General features: G+C 50.4%; 19 protein-coding genes, 1 tRNA gene and 1 pseudogene. 3 read left to right on the plus strand and 18 right to left on the minus strand.

Annotation, left to right across the window (positions count from 1 at the left end; all coding sequences use genetic code 11):
- Positions 1-116: 116 nt before the first annotated feature.
- The 3 genes from tsaA to L1S32_RS01620 form a co-directional block, all read right to left on the minus strand.
- The gene (tsaA, locus tag L1S32_RS11995; protein WP_347403357.1) at positions 117-1,010 is read right to left on the minus strand and encodes a tRNA (N6-threonylcarbamoyladenosine(37)-N6)-methyltransferase TrmO; all 894 of its coding nucleotides are present in this window, start codon (positions 1,008-1,010) and stop codon (positions 117-119) included.
- A gap of 155 nt (positions 1,011-1,165) precedes the next feature.
- On the minus strand, positions 1,166-1,480 hold the full coding sequence (locus tag L1S32_RS01615) for a transcriptional regulator (RefSeq protein ID WP_278155636.1): 315 nt from the start codon (positions 1,478-1,480) through the stop codon (positions 1,166-1,168).
- Positions 1,477-1,743 (minus strand): winged helix-turn-helix domain-containing protein, encoded by a 267-nt coding sequence (locus tag L1S32_RS01620; RefSeq protein ID WP_278155637.1) that lies wholly within the window; start codon positions 1,741-1,743, stop codon positions 1,477-1,479. The genes L1S32_RS01615 and L1S32_RS01620 overlap by 4 nt, the downstream gene beginning before the upstream one ends.
- Positions 1,744-2,054: 311 nt before the next feature.
- Between L1S32_RS01620 and L1S32_RS01625 the strand changes: the two genes are divergently transcribed.
- The 3 genes and pseudogenes from L1S32_RS01625 (at position 2,055) to cobO (ending at position 5,168) form a co-directional block, all read left to right on the plus strand.
- Entirely contained in the window at positions 2,055-2,249 is a 195-nt protein-coding gene (locus tag L1S32_RS01625) for a hypothetical protein (protein ID WP_278155638.1), read from the plus strand.
- 234 nt (positions 2,250-2,483) lie between these two features.
- Entirely contained in the window at positions 2,484-4,559 is a 2,076-nt protein-coding gene (locus L1S32_RS01630; protein ID WP_278155639.1) for a sodium:proton antiporter, read from the plus strand.
- 94 nt (positions 4,560-4,653) lie between these two features.
- Positions 4,654-5,168: pseudogene (gene cobO / locus L1S32_RS01635) on the plus strand (cob(I)yrinic acid a,c-diamide adenosyltransferase).
- A 5-nt stretch (positions 5,169-5,173) separates the two neighbouring features.
- On the opposite strand, the gene L1S32_RS01640 reads toward cobO, so the two are convergent.
- The 15 genes from L1S32_RS01640 to L1S32_RS01710 all read right to left on the minus strand — a co-directional run bounded on the left by L1S32_RS01640 (position 5,174) and on the right by L1S32_RS01710 (position 17,910).
- Positions 5,174-5,761: a DUF99 family protein gene (locus L1S32_RS01640; protein WP_278155640.1), complete on the minus strand. Its 588-nt coding sequence runs from the start codon at positions 5,759-5,761 to the stop codon at positions 5,174-5,176.
- Between the two features lie 87 nt (positions 5,762-5,848).
- A complete protein-coding gene (locus tag L1S32_RS01645) occupies positions 5,849-6,664 on the minus strand; it encodes a tetratricopeptide repeat protein (RefSeq protein ID WP_278155641.1) in 816 nt (271 codons plus the stop codon).
- A gap of 675 nt (positions 6,665-7,339) precedes the next feature.
- Positions 7,340-7,726: a DUF6508 domain-containing protein gene (locus L1S32_RS01650; RefSeq protein WP_278155642.1), complete on the minus strand. Its 387-nt coding sequence runs from the start codon at positions 7,724-7,726 to the stop codon at positions 7,340-7,342.
- Positions 7,727-7,814: 88 nt separating this feature from the next.
- Positions 7,815-7,923 (minus strand) — tRNA-Met (locus L1S32_RS01655).
- Positions 7,924-8,204: 281 nt separating this feature from the next.
- Positions 8,205-9,686: an acetyl-CoA carboxylase biotin carboxylase subunit gene (locus L1S32_RS01660; RefSeq protein WP_278155643.1), complete on the minus strand. Its 1,482-nt coding sequence runs from the start codon at positions 9,684-9,686 to the stop codon at positions 8,205-8,207.
- Positions 9,683-11,422 carry a pyruvate/oxaloacetate carboxyltransferase gene (locus L1S32_RS01665; protein WP_278155644.1) on the minus strand — a complete coding sequence of 580 codons (1,740 nt, stop codon included), beginning with the start codon at positions 11,420-11,422 and terminating at the stop codon, positions 9,683-9,685. Before L1S32_RS01665 ends, L1S32_RS01660 begins: the two co-directional genes overlap by 4 nt.
- 61 nt (positions 11,423-11,483) lie before the next feature.
- Entirely contained in the window at positions 11,484-12,125 is a 642-nt protein-coding gene (locus L1S32_RS01670) for a hypothetical protein (RefSeq protein ID WP_278155645.1), read from the minus strand.
- Positions 12,107-12,805 carry an ATP-binding cassette domain-containing protein gene (locus L1S32_RS01675; protein ID WP_278155646.1) on the minus strand — a complete coding sequence of 233 codons (699 nt, stop codon included), beginning with the start codon at positions 12,803-12,805 and terminating at the stop codon, positions 12,107-12,109. The genes L1S32_RS01670 and L1S32_RS01675 overlap by 19 nt, the downstream gene beginning before the upstream one ends.
- Positions 12,796-13,473 (minus strand): energy-coupling factor ABC transporter ATP-binding protein, encoded by a 678-nt coding sequence (locus L1S32_RS01680; protein WP_278155647.1) that lies wholly within the window; start codon positions 13,471-13,473, stop codon positions 12,796-12,798. Before L1S32_RS01680 ends, L1S32_RS01675 begins: the two co-directional genes overlap by 10 nt.
- Positions 13,473-13,979 (minus strand): biotin transporter BioY, encoded by a 507-nt coding sequence (locus L1S32_RS01685; RefSeq protein ID WP_278155648.1) that lies wholly within the window; start codon positions 13,977-13,979, stop codon positions 13,473-13,475. Before L1S32_RS01685 ends, L1S32_RS01680 begins: the two co-directional genes overlap by 1 nt.
- A gap of 39 nt (positions 13,980-14,018) precedes the next feature.
- Positions 14,019-14,999: a biotin--[acetyl-CoA-carboxylase] ligase gene (locus L1S32_RS01690; protein WP_278155649.1), complete on the minus strand. Its 981-nt coding sequence runs from the start codon at positions 14,997-14,999 to the stop codon at positions 14,019-14,021.
- Positions 15,000-15,004: 5 nt separating this feature from the next.
- Positions 15,005-15,427 carry a DUF2111 domain-containing protein gene (locus tag L1S32_RS01695; RefSeq protein ID WP_278155650.1) on the minus strand — a complete coding sequence of 141 codons (423 nt, stop codon included), beginning with the start codon at positions 15,425-15,427 and terminating at the stop codon, positions 15,005-15,007.
- Between the two features lie 47 nt (positions 15,428-15,474).
- Positions 15,475-16,053 (minus strand): hypothetical protein, encoded by a 579-nt coding sequence (locus L1S32_RS01700; RefSeq protein WP_278155651.1) that lies wholly within the window; start codon positions 16,051-16,053, stop codon positions 15,475-15,477.
- The gene (locus L1S32_RS01705) at positions 16,050-17,483 is read right to left on the minus strand and encodes an RtcB family protein (RefSeq protein ID WP_278155652.1); all 1,434 of its coding nucleotides are present in this window, start codon (positions 17,481-17,483) and stop codon (positions 16,050-16,052) included. Before L1S32_RS01705 ends, L1S32_RS01700 begins: the two co-directional genes overlap by 4 nt.
- A 19-nt stretch (positions 17,484-17,502) precedes the next feature.
- Positions 17,503-17,910 carry an archease gene (locus L1S32_RS01710; protein WP_278155653.1) on the minus strand — a complete coding sequence of 136 codons (408 nt, stop codon included), beginning with the start codon at positions 17,908-17,910 and terminating at the stop codon, positions 17,503-17,505.
- Positions 17,911-17,927: the final 17 nt, after the last annotated feature.

Below are 17,927 nucleotides of genomic sequence, written 5' to 3' on the forward strand. Positions count from 1 at the left end.
TATATGTTTGTTATCTGAAGTATGAATGATTTCTTTCATTCGTCATTCATAAACCTATATATGTTCTCAATATTCTGGCGAATAAATTTGCTTTATTTTCAGGGTGCATATCTGTGTTAACATTTTGAGTTCGTTTTGGTTTGTGTTTTCGGGATTGTATCCAGATCAATAAAGGGTTTTATATCCAGTACCGGTGTATTATCGATTGCGTCCAGTCCACGGACGATTAATACTGTTCCACGTACCTGAACCAGATCAACCAGTTCAAGTCCAATGGGATTCGGGCGTCCCGGTGATCTGATGGAAAAGACGCCCCGTTCTTCACTTTGTCCTGGTGGTGTTGCCCTGAGCAATGTTCGCTCTGCTCTGTCAAACCAGCATAGTACAACGAGGTGGGTGCATTTTTCAATGGTGTGCAATGCATCTGCATATTCGGGGAAGATATGAATCTCGGCCAACTGGTCAGAAAGTCGTCCCTGCCGGGGTGCATCCCCTGGTGTTGCATATGAAGATCTGACTATTCCCACTGGTTTGATCTGAATTTCTTCTCTGCTGAATATCTCTTCATGTACCGGTATCTTTTCTCCCTTTTCTCCCTTTTTTACCTTGTCCAGTGTTTCATTGCACATTTTGTCAACGATGCTGATGGTCTTATTTGAGCGCGGTACATTTTCAAAAGAGACTGAATCTAATGTATTGACGATTCCAATCGTTTTTATATACAGCTGTCTCAGGCAGCTGTCTCTGACTTTGTATTCTCCTCTAAGCTGACGAACTATCAGTTCGCTATCTGAGTAGAGAATAATATTCCTGAACCCCTGCTGTGCTGCATCGGATAGTGCATTTATGACTGCAAAATATTCTGCCTGGTTATTTGTTGCATATCCGCAGAATCCGGATTTCTTTGCTGCAATTGTCCCATTATTCAGTATGATATAGGCCCATGCTGAATTTCCCGGATTTCCCCGGGAGGCACCGTCTGTATATATAATTGCAGATGTATCCTTCATATCCAGAGTTATTGGTGAACTAGATATTTAATTCGATTATCGGACTGGTGGTTTCCCGTAAGGAATCCGGTTTAAAAGAGTCTGGATGATCCCGCTGCTGCAGATGACTGAATTTCAGTCTGCTTCACGGTGTATACGGTTATGCCGAAAAATGTTCATTCCCTGATTTCTTTCTGGACACATGTGCAAATGTCACAGATGGTAACCGTTCTGTCGCCATTGATTAATGACCACGTCCACCGGTCAATGACTTCGTTGAGATCGTCTGAGATCTCGATGCATTTGCATCCACGTTTTCTGCTGACATACTGGCATACCGCCGCAGGGGTGAGACCCATATATCCTGCAACGCATTTCTGAGAAAGCCCTCTCTGAATTACCATTCTGGATACAACTTCAGCCCGTATCTGGGGGAGATACTGCCGTACCATCTCATCGCAAATCATTATGTCGCAGAATGGCTGCTTCATGCCGTCGCCTTCTGCGCTTCTTCAGAAGTGAGTACGTCCTTGACCTGATACAGCACCTGGCGGGCGTCTCTGAAATTAAACTTCTCGATGATAAGTCCACTCTCTTTCAGTTTCTTGATTGCATACCTGACTGTCCGTGGTGAGATGTCTATCTCCTCTGTCACCTGCTTGAATGTCCTTGGGCTTCCATCCTTCAGAAGGGTTAACACCCGCTGTGAGGAGGGGGGCAGCCGCACTTTGTTAACGCTGTTAATGGCTTGCATAACTCTTAATTAACGCCGTTAATATAAATACTTGTCGTGATACTGCCTGACACAAAACAGTTTTTTAATCTGAATACTACGATTTTCTTGGTTATTCTAGATAACCGGGGGTCCATACCGGTCTGATGCGTCTCAGTCCGGATTGTATACCACTCCCCATTGCTCTCAAAAAAAGGAGCAGATATTTATGCACCAAAACGAGGTGCCTGTGTGCACTCATCAGATTGCAGCAGAAGAATATGCCTGACAAAGCACGGGAATACCCCGAAGGGAACGCACATTTTATTCCGGGAGGGAAAAAATAGATACATATGGTTAAACTCGACAGAATTGAATTTGTTAAACTTCTGGTTTCTGTTGGTGCCGGAATAATCGCGGGGAATTATGCCCGGGGATATTTTGGAGATCAGATTGCCGGCCTCTTTGTAACGGTTGTTGTTCTGGTCGTTGTATATAGTGCACTCGATGTCGCAAACCGCGCATATGTGCGCAAATGTAAAAAATAGGTTTTGGATTCGTTCAGACTCCTGCAGAGCCTCACGGACTTCCATTTTTCATTGGCTGCAGTATAATGCTGCTGAGGCACGATTTAAAAAACCAGGTCCCGTGAATAATGAGTGGGTGCCTGCTCATTATCGCCTGTTTTTCTGTGCTCATTTTCATCCGTTTTTTGGTGAAAGAAAGGCATTAATGCAATTGGCCACACAGGGATTATCTGTAAGGTGGGAACTGCGGTGGAAATGCTTGTTGAACAGGACATTATGCTTATTGTTTTTCTGCTGTTGATTGCTCTTCTGTCAGTGATATTTTTCAAATGGCTCAAAATACCGTATACCATTGGGCTTATTGTTATCGGGGGGTGTATTGCTTATCTCTCTGATCTGATCGGATTCCCTGGCCCACTTATTTCATTTACGTTGTCACCGGAGATCATCCTGTTTCTTTTCCTGCCTCCCCTGGTGTTTGAAGCGGCATACCGAATGAACAGCCGGCTGTTTTTCAGAAATATTGTTCCTGTTCTGATACTGACACTTCCCGGAATTATTGTTTCAATGGTAATTATTGGAGGGATTTCATCTCTTCTTACACCGATCCCGATTTTTTCAGCCTTTCTTTTTGGCGCACTCATATCAGCCACGGATCCTGTTTCGGTGCTCGCTGTGTTCCAGGAGCTTGGCATTTCCGAACGGCTGAAAACGCTTGTGGAAGGAGAGAGTCTCTTCAACGATGCAACCGCTATCGTGTTGTATAATGCTGTTATCGTAATGGCTGTATCCGGCATTGTTACAGCAACTGATGTAACATCGGGTCTTGTACAGATTACCGGCGATTTTGTGGGTGGTATTCTGAGCGGTTGTCTGACAGGGATTGTGATTGGGTATCTGATTCTCTTTTCCCGGGACAATATGGCATTTGCAGAAACGGTATCACTCATTGTTGCATATGGGGCCTATCTTGTTGCTGATGTATTGTTTGGGGTGTCCGGTGTGATCTCAGTTGTTTTTGCCGGCCTGACACTCGGATGGATTGCATCGCTGACTCTGAAACCGCCTGAACGGGAGCACATGACGGAATTCTGGCAATTTATGGGTTTCATCTCCAATAGCCTGATCTTCCTGCTTATCGGTATAACTGTGATTAATCTCTTTGAGATAACCGGAACCGGTACGATGATCCTTCTTCTTGGTGCTGTTGCCATTGCTGCGGTGCTCATCGGGCGAATTGTGGTTGTGTATGGACTGACAGCAGTATACAATTGCGTACCCGGTTCTGAAAATATCAGTATCCGGTATCAGCATATTCTCTTCTGGGGCGGGCTCCGGGGTGGGGTGGCACTTGCGCTGGCATTGAGTATCCCTGCAACGGTGCCATTCAGGGATCAGATCCTTCTGATGACAATCATTGTCACTCTCTTTACCATTCTGGTGCAGGGCTCGACGATTCGTTTCCTCCTCAATCGTCTCAATCTGAACCGTCCGAGTAATCTTGCCTGGGTTGAATACCTGGATACACGGCTCGCTACAAAGAGAGAGGCACTTGCTCTGCTTGAGAAAATTCACGCTACCCGTGATATTGAGCCACAGATCTACGAATCCGTCCATAGGGAGTATATGCATGCTGTGCAGCGGTATGAGCTGGATTTCAGGATGTTTGAAAAATCGCTGAATCCGACGCCGAAGATGATTGAACAGGCATTCTGGTCACGTCTGCTTTCCGTTCAGAAAAAATCGTATCGTGAATTATATGACAAATCCCTGATCTCAGAATTTGTTTTTGATCTTCTGTCCTATTCCCTGAATAATCGGTATGCACGTATCAGAAATCAGGAAACTCCTGAATTCCGTATTGACGAAAAATCTCCTGAGATTATCGTTCTCCAGCGGGTGATATCGGTGATTAACCGGGTGGCACCAAAAGCTGAAGCAGCCAAAAATCTCCGAAAATTTTCTCTCAGTATCGAGTATCAGACCCTTATTTCAGAAGCGGGGAGTGCCGGCAGGGCACTGGAGAGCATTGATACGATTTCACATGATTTTGCCATTCCTGATGAACTGCTGGCTTCTGTCCGGGATCTCTATTCAGGGCATATTACACAGTGCAATACCGCAGTAAAGGGGATGGCGGATACTTATCCGGAGCTTGCAGCGGATATCGAGAATTACTATCTGCGTATGACCCTTATTCTAAGGGAAGAGGATATCATCCGGGGCCTTGCAGATGATGGTACCATATATGAAAATGTCCGGGACGACCTCCTGAGGGATCTTGAAACAGAAAGAGAAGCCCTGGAAAAACATGTGTATAATATTCTTTGATCTGTTTTGATGCCGGATGATTGTGTCTGGATCTCCCCGATTCCTGTCAGACCGGAATTTTTTTGGTATTTACTGATTAAGAGAAAATATTCGCATGAAACAGGGATATATTCAGGTCTACACCGGAGACGGCAAAGGAAAGACAACGGCGGCTCTTGGCGTCAGCGTCCGGTCTCTTGTTGCCGGGCACCGGGTCTATTTGCTCAGTTTATCAAGGGGGTGCGGACCGGAGAACTTTCTCTTCCGGAGTCGTTCCCGGAATTTACCATTGTCCAGTACGGAGAGGGCCGGTTTATTGACGGCCATCCGGATGAAAACGATATCGTTGCGGCCCGGAAGGGGCTTTCTGTTTGTGCTGAAGTACTCCGCTCCGGAGCGTATGATCTGGTTGTTCTGGATGAGATTAATGTGGCACTCCACTATGAGCTCTTTGATCTGTCGGAGGTTATGGCTGCTCTCACCGGCAGAGCTCTTCATGTTGATGTTATATGCACCGGGAGGTATGCTCCACCAGAATTGATTGAAGCAGCAGATCTGGCAACGGAGATGAAAAAGGTAAAACATTACTATGCGGCCGGCGTGCGGGCCCGCAAAGGTATTGAGTTTTAACCGGATTATCCTGAATTTAAGACCGGTTCGTCCGGGTATTCGGGGAGAAATCCCCGTGCAATGATACGTGCCACACGGACCGGCTCCGGGATTTTTCCCTGAGCGGTAAAGATATTGCAGGCATGGGTGGCATCATCGAGGGAGATGCCTTCTGCACGGAGGTATACGGTCACCCCTGTTGAGAGCTGGCAGGTTGTTCGTTTCCCAAGAGCGATGTATGCGGAGAGTCGTTTTTCGTCGCTGGGGAAGTGGTGGCTGATATCGTCTTCAAGACCGGGGGAATCCTCATAGGTTACGGAGATGACGGGCAACCCAGTGCGTTCGTGCACCTGCGTGATATCGATGACATTAAACCAGGAAATGACTGTGCCCCCCAGCATGATGGCCTGTATATCATCCCGTGCAAGGTGGTTCCAGATGCCAAGAACAGCGTCTGTTGCGTCCATTCCCCCGACGGTGGCCCGTGAGAATGCACATCCGTCAATTATTCTGTCCCGCCGCATCACAATGCCGCAGATGAGGGATTGTTCTCTTCCCCGGTAACTCTCCGCGATTCCAAGGATTCTGATGCCTTTTTTCTCGAAGTGAAGCATTTTTCTCCCCCCCCTCTCCTCTGATCTGATTTTCTTCTCTCTTTCCTCTGTCTCTTCCCGGATTTCCTTCTCCTGTCTCTCTCTCTCCTATTTTCTTTTCTGCAGGAATATGGCGCCGGCCCCGATTGCGAGAATGGCAACGGCGGCAGTGATGATCAGGCCAACCGGTGCCTTGTTTTCATCATACAGCCGCTGGGCGGTAATAAGGTTTTCTTCGGGAGGGACTGTATCGGGGTACGGGGCAATATACCCGTCCGGTGATACCGTTGCCTGAGTCAGTATGGTGACGGCATCTGCATATTTTCCCAGCTCCATGAGGACCATCCCCTTGGTATTAAGGTAATGCGCATGCTCAGGCTCTGCAGCAAGGGCGGTATCGATGGCAACCAGGGCATTTTTGGGGTCGCCTTCTCCCAGGAGGCCGGATGCGATGACATTGTATGCAGTAGCGTTGAACGGCTCGAGCCGGAGTGCCTCTTCTGCATCAAAGCGTGCATTCTGGTACTCACCGAGCGCCAGGTAGGTGTATCCCCGGTTCAGATAGACCACCGCAATGTCCGGTCCTTTTTCAACGGCAGCAGATGCGGCAACAAGGGCCTCGTCATACTTCCCCATCTTCCGGAGTGAATATCCCCATTTGCACCAGACATCGGCGGATGCATTTTCATCATTTTGTGTGATCAGTTCTGCATATGCAGCGGCACGCGGCCAGTTTCCTTTATCAAATGCTGTATTCATCGTTGCAATGGCATTGGTTATGTTGATTTCAGCCGGTACTGCTGTGAGGCCGGGTTTGGCTGTGGCCGCGAGTGCTGGATGTGCGGCGATGATGGCGAATCCTGCGATGAGGATAAGGATGAGGAGAACGGGTTTTTTTGGGTTTGGATTTTTCATATTTTTCATTGCTGGTCGTTCAGGTATACGAGGGGGAAAATAAATAATTAATGAATGGGGGTTGGAGGGGTCAAAGCCACTTTGTTCTCTTTTTTGTTCTCTTCGATTGGATACTCGCAATGGTTACTGCAGTTCTGGAAGCGTTTTGACTCTTATAGGGGGAACCGTTTCTGGTGTCCTCTCTAACTGGACTATACAGAGGCAGCATTGAAACGATAGCACCGCACCCACAAGAAGCTTTGAAGGATATGATAAGAAAGAGATTTTCAACAGATGACAGAAATACAGAATCTGCTAAACAAATTATGGTTGCAGGAGCACACGTTATGGATTTAAGGTATAATAATTGATGGAGTCCTCTCACTCACAGAGGATTGACAAAGGTGAAGGAAACGTGCCTCCTTTATGTGATTGCCCACAATTACGGTGTAATCTGCAGGAATGTGTCGATTGAAAGAATCTATACCATCAATCCAATCCGGTAAACATCTGAACATGGCACATGTTCTGCAAATCGGGTCACATTTTCACCTGAAGAAGGGTGCCTGTTGTGGCACTGTTGTCAAAAAACAGTGTCAGGTTATTGAATTCAAAATTGCATTGCAAGAAAAAAAGAATGAGGCATTTGAGTTCTTTCACTACCTGTTTTTTTAAAACTGTGGTTATTGGTGAAATACAAACTCTTCAGATCTCATAAATTTCAGCAATCCGGTTGACAACAGAGAGCATATACCCTTTTTTAATAATATCTGTAATCTCTCCCGGCATCATCCGGTCAATCCTGACGTGGACCGTAAGAATGCGGCGGATGGTCTCTGTCTGTGCAACACAGAGGAGCGATGGCTGTTCAAAATATCCGGTCGTTTCATCTGCCCAGTCCTGCCAGCGCGTGTTAATGAGCCAGTTGTTATCATAGAGCATCCGTACAAATTCGTTTACCGGGGGGCATGAGCCGGTGTTTTGAATCTCTTCCTCATGGCCTCTGAGGATTGCTGCTCCGTCTAAAAGCCCCCGGTAGGCAAGCACTGCCTCAAAATTTTCAGGGGTTGGTGTTTCTGATTCACGGTGCATTCAGAAATGTACTGCACTAACCAGTGATAAATAGATTGATACTTTCCTCTCTTTTAAAATGAGATGACAAAATAACCGTAAAAATGTATGCTGTCGATGGGATCCGAACCCACGACCTCCAGATGTCTCAGATAAAGCGCTCCGAAATTGCTCAAACCCTATGAGTCTGGCGCCCTAACCAACTAGGCCACGACAGCATCTAATTACGCACACAATGTGCATAATAAGAACGCCGGGCGTCGTATTAAATCTTCTGATATTGGTTTTGTGTCTTTTGAAGTGGCGGGTATCAGGGACGGTCTTTCAGTATTCCTGTTCCCTTTGTTTTCAGGGGACATTGCCCGGGATGGTCTGTTTTTTGAACTCATCCGCTGGAACCATAAAATCTCTGATTATCTTCTGGTGGTGGGGTTCTGCCAGCAGCAGGATGGTGGTACAAGATTCAAATGGGCAAAAAAAGAGATCCAAACAGAACTATTCAGTTCTTGTTCTGGGTCTGTGAGATATAGACACTCACTGCAGCAGATATCGCCGCTGCTTCCTTACCGTGGCGCAGTGAGTCTGCAAGGGTCTGCATGCGTGTCTCTTCCTCCCGGAGGTAGCGGCTGAGATTCTCTCGCATATGCTCCTCCTGCAGGAAATGCGTGTGCGTATTTCCGGCGATGAAGTGACGGTTATTCATGATGGCGTGATGAAGCGGCAGGGTAGTCTTCACCCCGAGGATCACATATTCAAAGATCGCCCGCCGCATGCGCTCAATGGATTCCGTTCTCGTACGGCCCCACCCGCAGAGTTTTGATATCATCGAATCATACATCGGGGGAATAGAGTATCCCATGTGAATTCCGGAGTCCACCCGGATACCGGGTCCACCCGGAGAACGGTAGCGCACAATCTTTCCGGGGTCTGCCTGGAAGTTATTCAGTGGGTCTTCCGCATTAATCCGGCACTCGATTGCATGGCCATTCAGGGTGATGTCGTCCTGTTCAAAGGGGATGTCCTCTCCTGCGGCGATGGCGATCTGCTGGCGCACCAGGTCAATTCCTGTCACCATCTCGGTGACTGTGTGCTCAACCTGGAGGCGGGTGTTCATCTCCATGAAGTAATACTCCCCCTCTGCATAGAGGAACTCCACCGTACCTGCATTATAGTATCCCGAAGCTTTTGCTACCTTCAGGGCTGATGCTGACATCTTCTCCCGGAGCTCCTCTGTCATGATAGGGCAGGGTGCCTCCTCCACGAGTTTCTGGTGGCGCCGCTGGATGGAACACTCACGGTCATAGAGGTGAATCCGGTTCCCGGACTGATCCGCAAGCACCTGAAACTCGATGTGGCGCGGTTTGACCAGATACTTCTCAATAAAGACTGTAGAGTCCCCGAATGCAGAAGCGGCAATGCGCATGCCCTTCTCGATTGCTTCCTCGAGGCCGGCCTCATCCTCCACAATCTGCATCCCGATACCACCGCCGCCTGCTGAAGCCTTGACAATCACCGGATAACCGATTGCAGCAGCGATCTTCTTTGCCTCATCAAGGGATGTAACTCCGTCCGGGGTATAGGGCAGGACAGGGACGCCTGCCTTCTCCATCATATGTTTGGAGCCTAATTTAGAACCCATCGCCTCAATGGAGCGCCAGGACGGGCCGATGAATGTGAGGCCCTCTTCCTCGCACCGGTGGGCAAAGACACTGTTTTCAGCAAGGAACCCGTATCCGGGATGGATCGCCTCTGCACCGCTCTTCTTTGCGATATCAATGATGCGCTCCTGGTTCAGGTAACTCCTGGACGGGTGTGCCTCTCCGACGAGAAATGATTCATCCGCATACTTGACATGGAGAGAATGTTTGTCCGGTTCTGAATAGATGGCAACAGTCTCAATTCCCATCTCACGGCACGCACGCATAACGCGGATTGCAATCTCTCCGCGGTTTGCAACGAGCACCCTCTCGAAATACGTCATTCGATCACCAGCAGGACATCTCCGTTCTGGACGGCGTCACCCACATCCACAAAGATGCTCGTAACCTTGCCATCTGTCGTTGAGACGATGGGGTTCTCCATCTTCATTGCCTCAAGAACGACGAGGGTGTCTCCTTTTTTCACTTCAGCGCCGATACGGGTCTCAACTTTCAGGACCATTCCCTGGATATTTGATCTGATCCCGCCTTTTATTGCCGTCCGCGGGATCTGTTTTGCTCCCATGGATGCGGCATCCCTGAGCTCACCGCCGTCAACCGAGAGAATCCTGACAGCGAATATCTCACCGTCAACTTCAACGTCCATTGAGGTGGGGATAACGCCTGCCTGTGCGGCCCCGGCATCCACCTTCCGCGGAATAACCTCTGCTACCCGCTCACCACGCAGAAATGATGGTGCAATTGCCGGATAGAGGATGTAGGTGAGGATGTCCTCATCCTTTGAAACGATGCCTTCTTCCCGTGCCTCAGCTGCCATTCTCTCATACGCAGGCTCAAGGAGGTCTCCAGGCCGCCCGGTGAATGGCTCCTCATCACCGATGATAAGGGTGCGAATCTCATCGGAGATGGGGCCCGGTGGTTTCCCATAGAGGCCGAGGACATAATCCTTCACTTCTTTGGTGACATTTGAATAGCGTTCGCCACCCATCAGCACATTGAGGACTGCCTGAGTCCCAACAATCTGACTGGTGGGTGTCACAAGCGGCGGATATCCAAGGTCTTTTCGTACCTGTGGGATCTCCTTATGGACCTCTTCTATCCGGTCAAGCGCATCCTGTTCCTTCAGCTGTGAAACCAGATTTGATATCATACCGCCTGGCAGCTGATAGATGAGCACATCACTGTCAACCCGTTCCGAGATCGGGTTCACCAGCGGTGCGTATTTCTCACGGACAGCAAGGCAGATGTTTCGTACCGGTCGGAGTTTCATCAGGTCGATACCGGTGTCACGGTCTGTTCCGATGAGGCTTGCAACAATACTCTCGGTCGGGGGCTGTGACGTTCCCATTGAAAACGGGGACATTGCGGTATCCAGGATGTCGACCCCTGCCTCGATCGCGGTCTGATAACTCATCGGTGAGATACCGCTTGTAGAATGGCTGTGGAGGTCAATCGGAATGTCTATTTCGCGTTTAATCCCGGTAATAAGTTCCCGTGTTGCCTCCGGCATAATAAGGCCTGCCATATCCTTGATGCAGATGGAGTCACATTCGTGGGCATAGAGATTCCGTGCCTGTTCGATAAAGCCCTCTGTGGTGTGCACCGGGCTGGTGGTATATGATATTGTGCCCTGGAGGTGTGCACCGATATTTTTGACAGCCTCCATGGATTTTTCCATATTACGGATATCATTGAGCGCATCAAAAATTCTGAAGATATCAACACCGTTTCTGCCGGCTGCGTCTACGAATTTTTCCACCACATCGTCCGGGTAGTGCCGGTATCCGACAAGGTTCTGTCCCCGAAGGAGCATCTGTATCGGTGTATTCTGAAGTCCGTCTTTTAAGGTGCGCAGGCGCTGCCACGGGTCATCGTTTAAGAATCGTATCGCGCTGTCAAAGGTTGCGCCCCCCCATGCTTCAACAGAGAAGAATCCGACGGAATCGATGGCATGCGCCAGTTCTGTCATGTCCTCTGTTTTTAGGCGGGTTGCAATCAAAGACTGGTGTGCATCCCTGAGGGTAGTGTCAGTAATTTTTACAGGATTGGCAGTACTCATAAAACACCTCTAAGGGGCAGGATATTGATATTGTCGAGCCTTTACTAAGTTGCTCCTGACTCTATAAATACCCAGCGAAAGATACGAAAACGGCTGCAATAATGAGTAATGAACCAAAAAAGGCGAAAATATCATTTTTGGAACGACTGAATGAGGGGGAGTATGTCCCCCCCCCACGGTATCCCCGCGTTGCAAGTATGATCCCCTGTTCCCGTGCCCGGTAAATCTGCATTATGGTGAGGGTGAACCCAAGTGATATCAGGTCATGGACTACCCCTCTGCTCCCTTTCAGCCGCAGGGCATTTCTGATATCATGGATATCTTTTTCTATGCGTCTGAGGGAGGAGATGGCCATTTCAGCAGTCAGGCCGAGGTCAAAACCCATGCGGTCCCCGAAGGCCCAGACGGCAGTGTTCATCAGATCCCCCCCGCGTCCGGACCCGAATGCCCAGAATGCAATGAGAGTGACAACTGTCATGCGGAATCCGTATGATATGCCGTCTCCCCCGAATGCCTGCGTAAATCCGGCGACAAGAATGATTGCGCCGAATATGACTGAAGCGGCCTTCCTCCCCGGGAGGTTACGTTCACCACGGGCCACGACTGCCCACCAGAGTGCCGCAAGCACTGCTCCGATGACGGAACTGAATGCGGCGAATGAGAGGAGCAGTGTGGAGGCAATTCTCAGGCGTGCATCCTGCATAGCGCCTCCTCTGCATCATGCAACCTGATATTCTTCGGGCGTGCCCCCTCTTCAAGGGCGCGGGCAAGATACCGGGGTGCTCCCTTCCATGCAGGGATCGCTTCCGGAACGCTCCCCCGGCAGACAAGGGCATTTCCTTCAATCTCCCAGATGACGTCTGCAGCCGGAAGAACTGCCTGTTCATGGGTAAAGATGATCACGAGCGGGTGTTTCTTCTCTTCGATTGCAGCGCAGATTCGTGTTTTCTCCCTGCAGTCAAGTCCTGCAAACGGCTCGTCCAGTATCACAGCATCCCAGTTCCCGCCGAGAAGGCAGGTGAGGTGCAGGCGTTTGAGTTCTCCCCGCGAAAGAGTGAGTGTCTTCACATTCTGCCTGCCGGTAAGACCTGCCTTAAGGAGTGTCTCTTCAACCGGAAGGTCCCATGAGCGGACTTCATCTTTGACCAGAAATCCGGTCACATGATACTCCGGAAACTGCATGGAAAGCGTAAGATGGGTGATGTCTTCACGGATGATTCGTCCGGCTGCAGGTTCAAAGATCCCGGCAAGGGCTGATGCAAGTGTTGTCTTCCCGCTTCCCACCGGCCCGGTGACGAGGTGCACGCCCGGACGGAAGACTCCTTCGGCTGTAAGTGCCCATCCTTCGTGCGTGAGGGAGAGATGTTCTGCGGTCAGATGCATTCGGCTATCCTCCATAACGATGGGTACATCGCTGTTTCATGCAGGTGGGAAAAGACCTCTTCAGGTGTTCCGACATATTGGGGGCGGCCTTTCACAAAGTATACCACCCGGTCAGCACGGGATGCGGTGTCCATATCCTGTGTGCACTGAAGAATGGCGGGTGCAGGCCGCCTTCGTATGATGGTTTCCAGGGTGTCTGCCGCGTTCCGGTCAAGGTGGGTGTCTGTCTCATCGAGGATGAGTACTTCCGGAGAGAGGGCAAGGGCTGCTGCACACGCGACGAGCATCTTCTCCCCCCCGGAGAGGGTATGGCTGACGCGGTTGTGCAGGTGGCGGATTCCCATCTCAGAGAGGACTCTGCAGGTTGCCGGCCCGATATCTTCTGCCGGTGTTCTTTGGAACCGGAGGCCGGATGCCACTTCATCCCCAACGGTCCGGAAAACAAGGTTATTGTCCGGGACTTCACCGACCCATCCGGTATGCACTACCCGCGGCTCTTTGCCGGCGATGGTAAGCGTCCCGTGGCGGGGGAGTTCAATTCCTGCGCATAGCTTCAGGAAGGTTGTTTTTCCACTTCCGTTTGGGCCGATGATGGCAGTATGTCCCTGCCCAATCCGGAGAGATTCAATCTCCAGTGTCCGGTGGTACAGGTTTTCTGCATGAATCATCAGATTCGTTCTCCGATAATAAACGCGGCAATTCCTTTCAGTACATCTCCCGCAATGAATGGCACCATCCCAAGGAGCACTGCCTGTGCCAGTGCCATCCCCGTTGAGTATGACATCCATGTAATGCCAAAGAAGTAGATGATAAGTGTGCCCGCAGCAATGCCGCCTGCACGTATTACTCTGTTCTCCTGTTCATAGGCAAGGCCTGCTACAAGAACTGCGGGGATAAATCCAATCAGATATCCTCCTGTAGGACCCATGAGGACACCGATTCCTGCGAGTCCGTTGTGAAAGACCGGCATATTCAGCATTCCGAGGAGCAGGTAGACGAAGACCGGCAGGAAGGCATATCTGCCCATCACCACTGCCGCTAACAGAACAAAAAACGTCTGCAGGGTAACCGGTACCGGGGGGATGGGTAGCGATACCCATCCACCAACGGCAATCAATGCCACAAATGCTGCCGTCAGGGATACCAGGTGGCTTCGTTGTTCGTTACCGTACATGTCAACCCAATATTGTTTGCAGGTTGACGAGAAAAAGATTCAGGCCGGAGTGCAGTCCCCGGAGAATACCCGCTCAACCTTGCCATTATCGCGCCGTACAATCAGGGCGCCATACTCATCAATGTCAATTGCTATTCCTTCAAAGGATTTGCGGGGGGTTTTAATCTTCACTCGTTTGTCAAGCGTCAGTGAGAGGCTCTTCCATTCGCGCACAATGGAGTCATATTCCCCTGCCTCAATCAGCCGGAACCGCCGTTCAAACTCACGCAGCAGGTATGCCAGGAATGCCGCCCGGTCAATGGGTTCACCATATTCAGCCATCAGTGATGTGACCGGTGTATTCAGATCCCCGGGAAGGGCCTGTGGTGGAATGTTTGCATCAATTCCAATCCCCAGGATGCAGTGTTTGACGTCTTCTGCTTCTGCTGATATTTCAAGCAGAATACCTGCCACTTTTCGGTCACCGATGTAGATGTCATTAGGCCACTTTATGAGGGCACCTATCCGGTACAGTTTCCGGATGGTCCGGACAAGTGCGATGGAACAGGCCATTGTCACCATGAATACATGGTCAACGGGAATCTCCGGTTTCAGGATAATCGTCGTCCAGATGCCTCCGGGAGGGGAAGCCCATGGGCGCCCGAGACGCCCGACGCCGCCTGACTGCTCTTCTGCGATAACCACGGTTCCGTTCAGTTCTGCAGCCGGTGTCTTTGCACACAGTTCCTTTGCAACCCCGATGGTTGAAGGAACGGATGCGTAGTATTCAATCCTGTGCCCAATGAAGTCTGTCTTCAGGTGCCGTTTCACTTCGTATGGGAGGAGCCTGTCTGAGCGCCGGACCAGGTGATAGCCTGCGGGCCGGGATGCTTCTATTTCATATCCCAGTTCCCGCAGTTCCTTAATATTTTTCCAGACTGCTGACCGTGTCACACCTGTCTTTGTGCTTATATCTTCACCGGAGACTGGTTCTCCGGCTTCTTCAAGAATACTGAGTATCTGGTTTGCGGTCGTATTCATTTATATCACTTCTTTGCGGCCACGGCCTCACTGGGGAGGGGGCAGGGGTCCTTGCCGCAGACCTGTTTGAGAATTGTTGACTGGTGTTCCATAAGGGTTGCAAGGTCAAAGATGCCGGTGATGTCCACCAGTCCTATGGCAGCAATTGCCGTTCCGTCGCTGTCCCGGATCGGGGCAACGACAACCGGTACGTTTGCATATGCCCCGTTCTTCGGAGAAATTTTGATCAGCTGGTTCTTTTCCATTGCCATTTCAAGAACCGGTCCGGTATATGCATTATCAATCACCACACCGCCCTCAATCCTCACTCCGGGATTGTTCCGGGACCGTGCTGTCACAGGCAGGCGGTTAATGATTTCATGGATTGCAAGGGCAACTTCTGCAAGGTCGCCTGCATCTGAATCAGCGGAGATGATATAGCCACTCATAGATAACACCCAAAGGTTCGGAACTAAAAAAATAGAATGACTGAATGTTAAAATAAGGTTTCGCTTTCACAGGTACAAAAATGGCGCAAAAATCCGCGTGAGGGATATTCATGTATGGTTGTCACAATTACGGTCCCTTTCCCCACAGGGTAGGAGACCATGATAGCCCTTCCGTCATCGGTCTGTGCCAGAATGTCCCCCTCGGGGTTTTTGATGTAGCCGTCACAGTCGATCTCACTGGTGTCAAAATCTTCAAGAATGGTTGCAAGGGGGCTTTTTGCGTCTACATGCACCGGACTGCTGAAATATTCGCTCACATAGGTGACCGGAACCGGAAGCCAGTCGTAGCGGTCTTTTTCCGGCGACATCGCACCGAAGACAATGACACGTCCGCCCTTTTCCAAAAATTTTTTAATTCTTCCTGACGATGCCCTGAGTGCCGGAAGGAGACCGGAATATGCAGAATTCCCAAACCCTGTCGGGATGATGAGAGAGACCATGTTTCCCCGGTAATAGGGTGCCCCCATCATATGCGGCGTTATTAACTCACAGGCAATGCCGGTGTCTTCGATGTATCTGATAAACGGCACAGAACATTCCCATGCGAGCCCTGTTTTCTGTATCATCCTTTGATTACTCCTATTGGATTGAGTCGGGCTACCTTTGCGGATATGCCTGCTTCATGAACCACTTTCACCACTTCGCCTGATGGTTTGTAGGCGTCCGGGGCTTCTTCTGCGATGGAACCTGCTGATGGTGCGAGAACAGTGATGCCGCTTCTCCCGAGGGATTCCTGAATGCTCTCCCCTGAAGCGCGTTTCTTTGCCTGTGATCGGGAAAGGACCCTGCCTGCGCCATGGCAGGTGCTGCCGAATGTCTTCTCCATGGCACCCTGTGTCCCTTTCAGGAGATATGATGAGGATCCCATGCTCCCGGGGATAATTACCGGCTGACCAATTGCATCGCAACCCGGGGGCAGGTCGTGGGTGTTCGGACCAAATGCCCGGGTAGCCCCCTTCCGGTGTACACAGAGTGTTGTGCGTTTCCCGTCCACCAGATGCTCCTCAATCTTTGCGACATTGTGGGTCACATCATAGACAAGCGGCATCTCCTCTGCTGAAAGGGAAAAATTACGTGACAATACCTCCCGTGTCAGGTGCATGATCATCTGGCGGTTTGCCCATGCATAGTTCGCGGCGCACGCCATTGCTGAAAGATATGCCTCTCCTTCGGGGCTTGTCAGAGGTGCACAGGCGAGCTGTTTGTCTGCAAGAGGAATGTGGTATTTCTTTGCCGCGTCCTCAAGAATCTTCAGGTGGTCAGTGCAGATCTGGTGGCCAAGCCCCCGTGATCCGCAGTGGATCATGATGCATATCTGGCCTGCCTCAATGCCGAATGCCTGAGCTGCCTCTGGGTCAAAGATCTCCTCCACACACTGGACTTCAAGGAAGTGGTTTCCGGAACCAAGGGTGCCGCACTGCGGCCTGCCGCGTTTGCGCGCCTTCTGGCTGACATGGGAGATGTCAGCACCTTCGATGCAGCCCTGCTCCTCGCACCAGAGGAGGTCACGGTCTGTGCCATACCCCTCCTCCACCGCCCATCGGGCGCCTTCTGTCATTATTTTGTTGAGATCCCTGTCTGCCACCGTGATGCAGCTTTTTGTCCCGACGCCCGTTGGCACGGTGTCATAGAGCTCCTGCATCACCTTTTTAATCTGCCCCAGATCACGGCGGTGCAGCGGGGTCGCCAGCAGCCGCACGCCACAGTTGATGTCAAATCCTACCCCTCCGGGTGAGATGATTCCTTCGTCCATGGTGAAGGCTCCCACTCCTCCGATGGGAAATCCATATCCCCAGTGGATATCCGGCATTGCAAGAGCGTTTTTGCATATTCCGGGCAGCGTTGCGATATTCGCAAGCTGCTCCACTGCTCCTTCCTCCAGGGTTCCCATCAGTTGCTGTGAAAGATAAAACCGGCCCGGCACCCGCATGCCCGGAACGGTACCAATGGGAACCTCCCATTCGTATTCTCCCCTCTGAATAATTTTCTCCATCATTCTCTGCCACGTCTCCTCGTTATACATCGAAGAGAACCAACGTACACCATCCGTCGTCAGTTCTCGTGATCTCCATTCCTGAGAGTGATATCCCCTTCACTTCGGTCCCGCCTCCATGCCTCTCCCTGCTGTATGGCTCCCCGAAGAGCTCTGCTGAAAGGCCGGACGGAGTAAATGTCATTTCCGCCCGGCAGAGTGCCACACATTCAACCTCAGCGTAAAAAAGGATTTCTGAGAGGAATTCATGAAGCAGGCGTTCCTCACCCTCAGCACTGAGAGAAAAATGAATCGTGACCTCTTCCTTTGTGCAGGAAGGAAACATCACAGAAAAAAGGGCCCGTGCCGATTCTTCATAGAGTTCTTTTTTTGTTGCACCGCATACATGCATCAGGATGTCTGCTGTGTGTTCCCGTTCAGAAAATGGCATCGTATCTATACTGGTTC

It is taken from the genome of Methanogenium sp. S4BF (assembly GCF_029633965.1).
GTDB lineage: Archaea > Halobacteriota > Methanomicrobia > Methanomicrobiales > Methanomicrobiaceae > Methanogenium.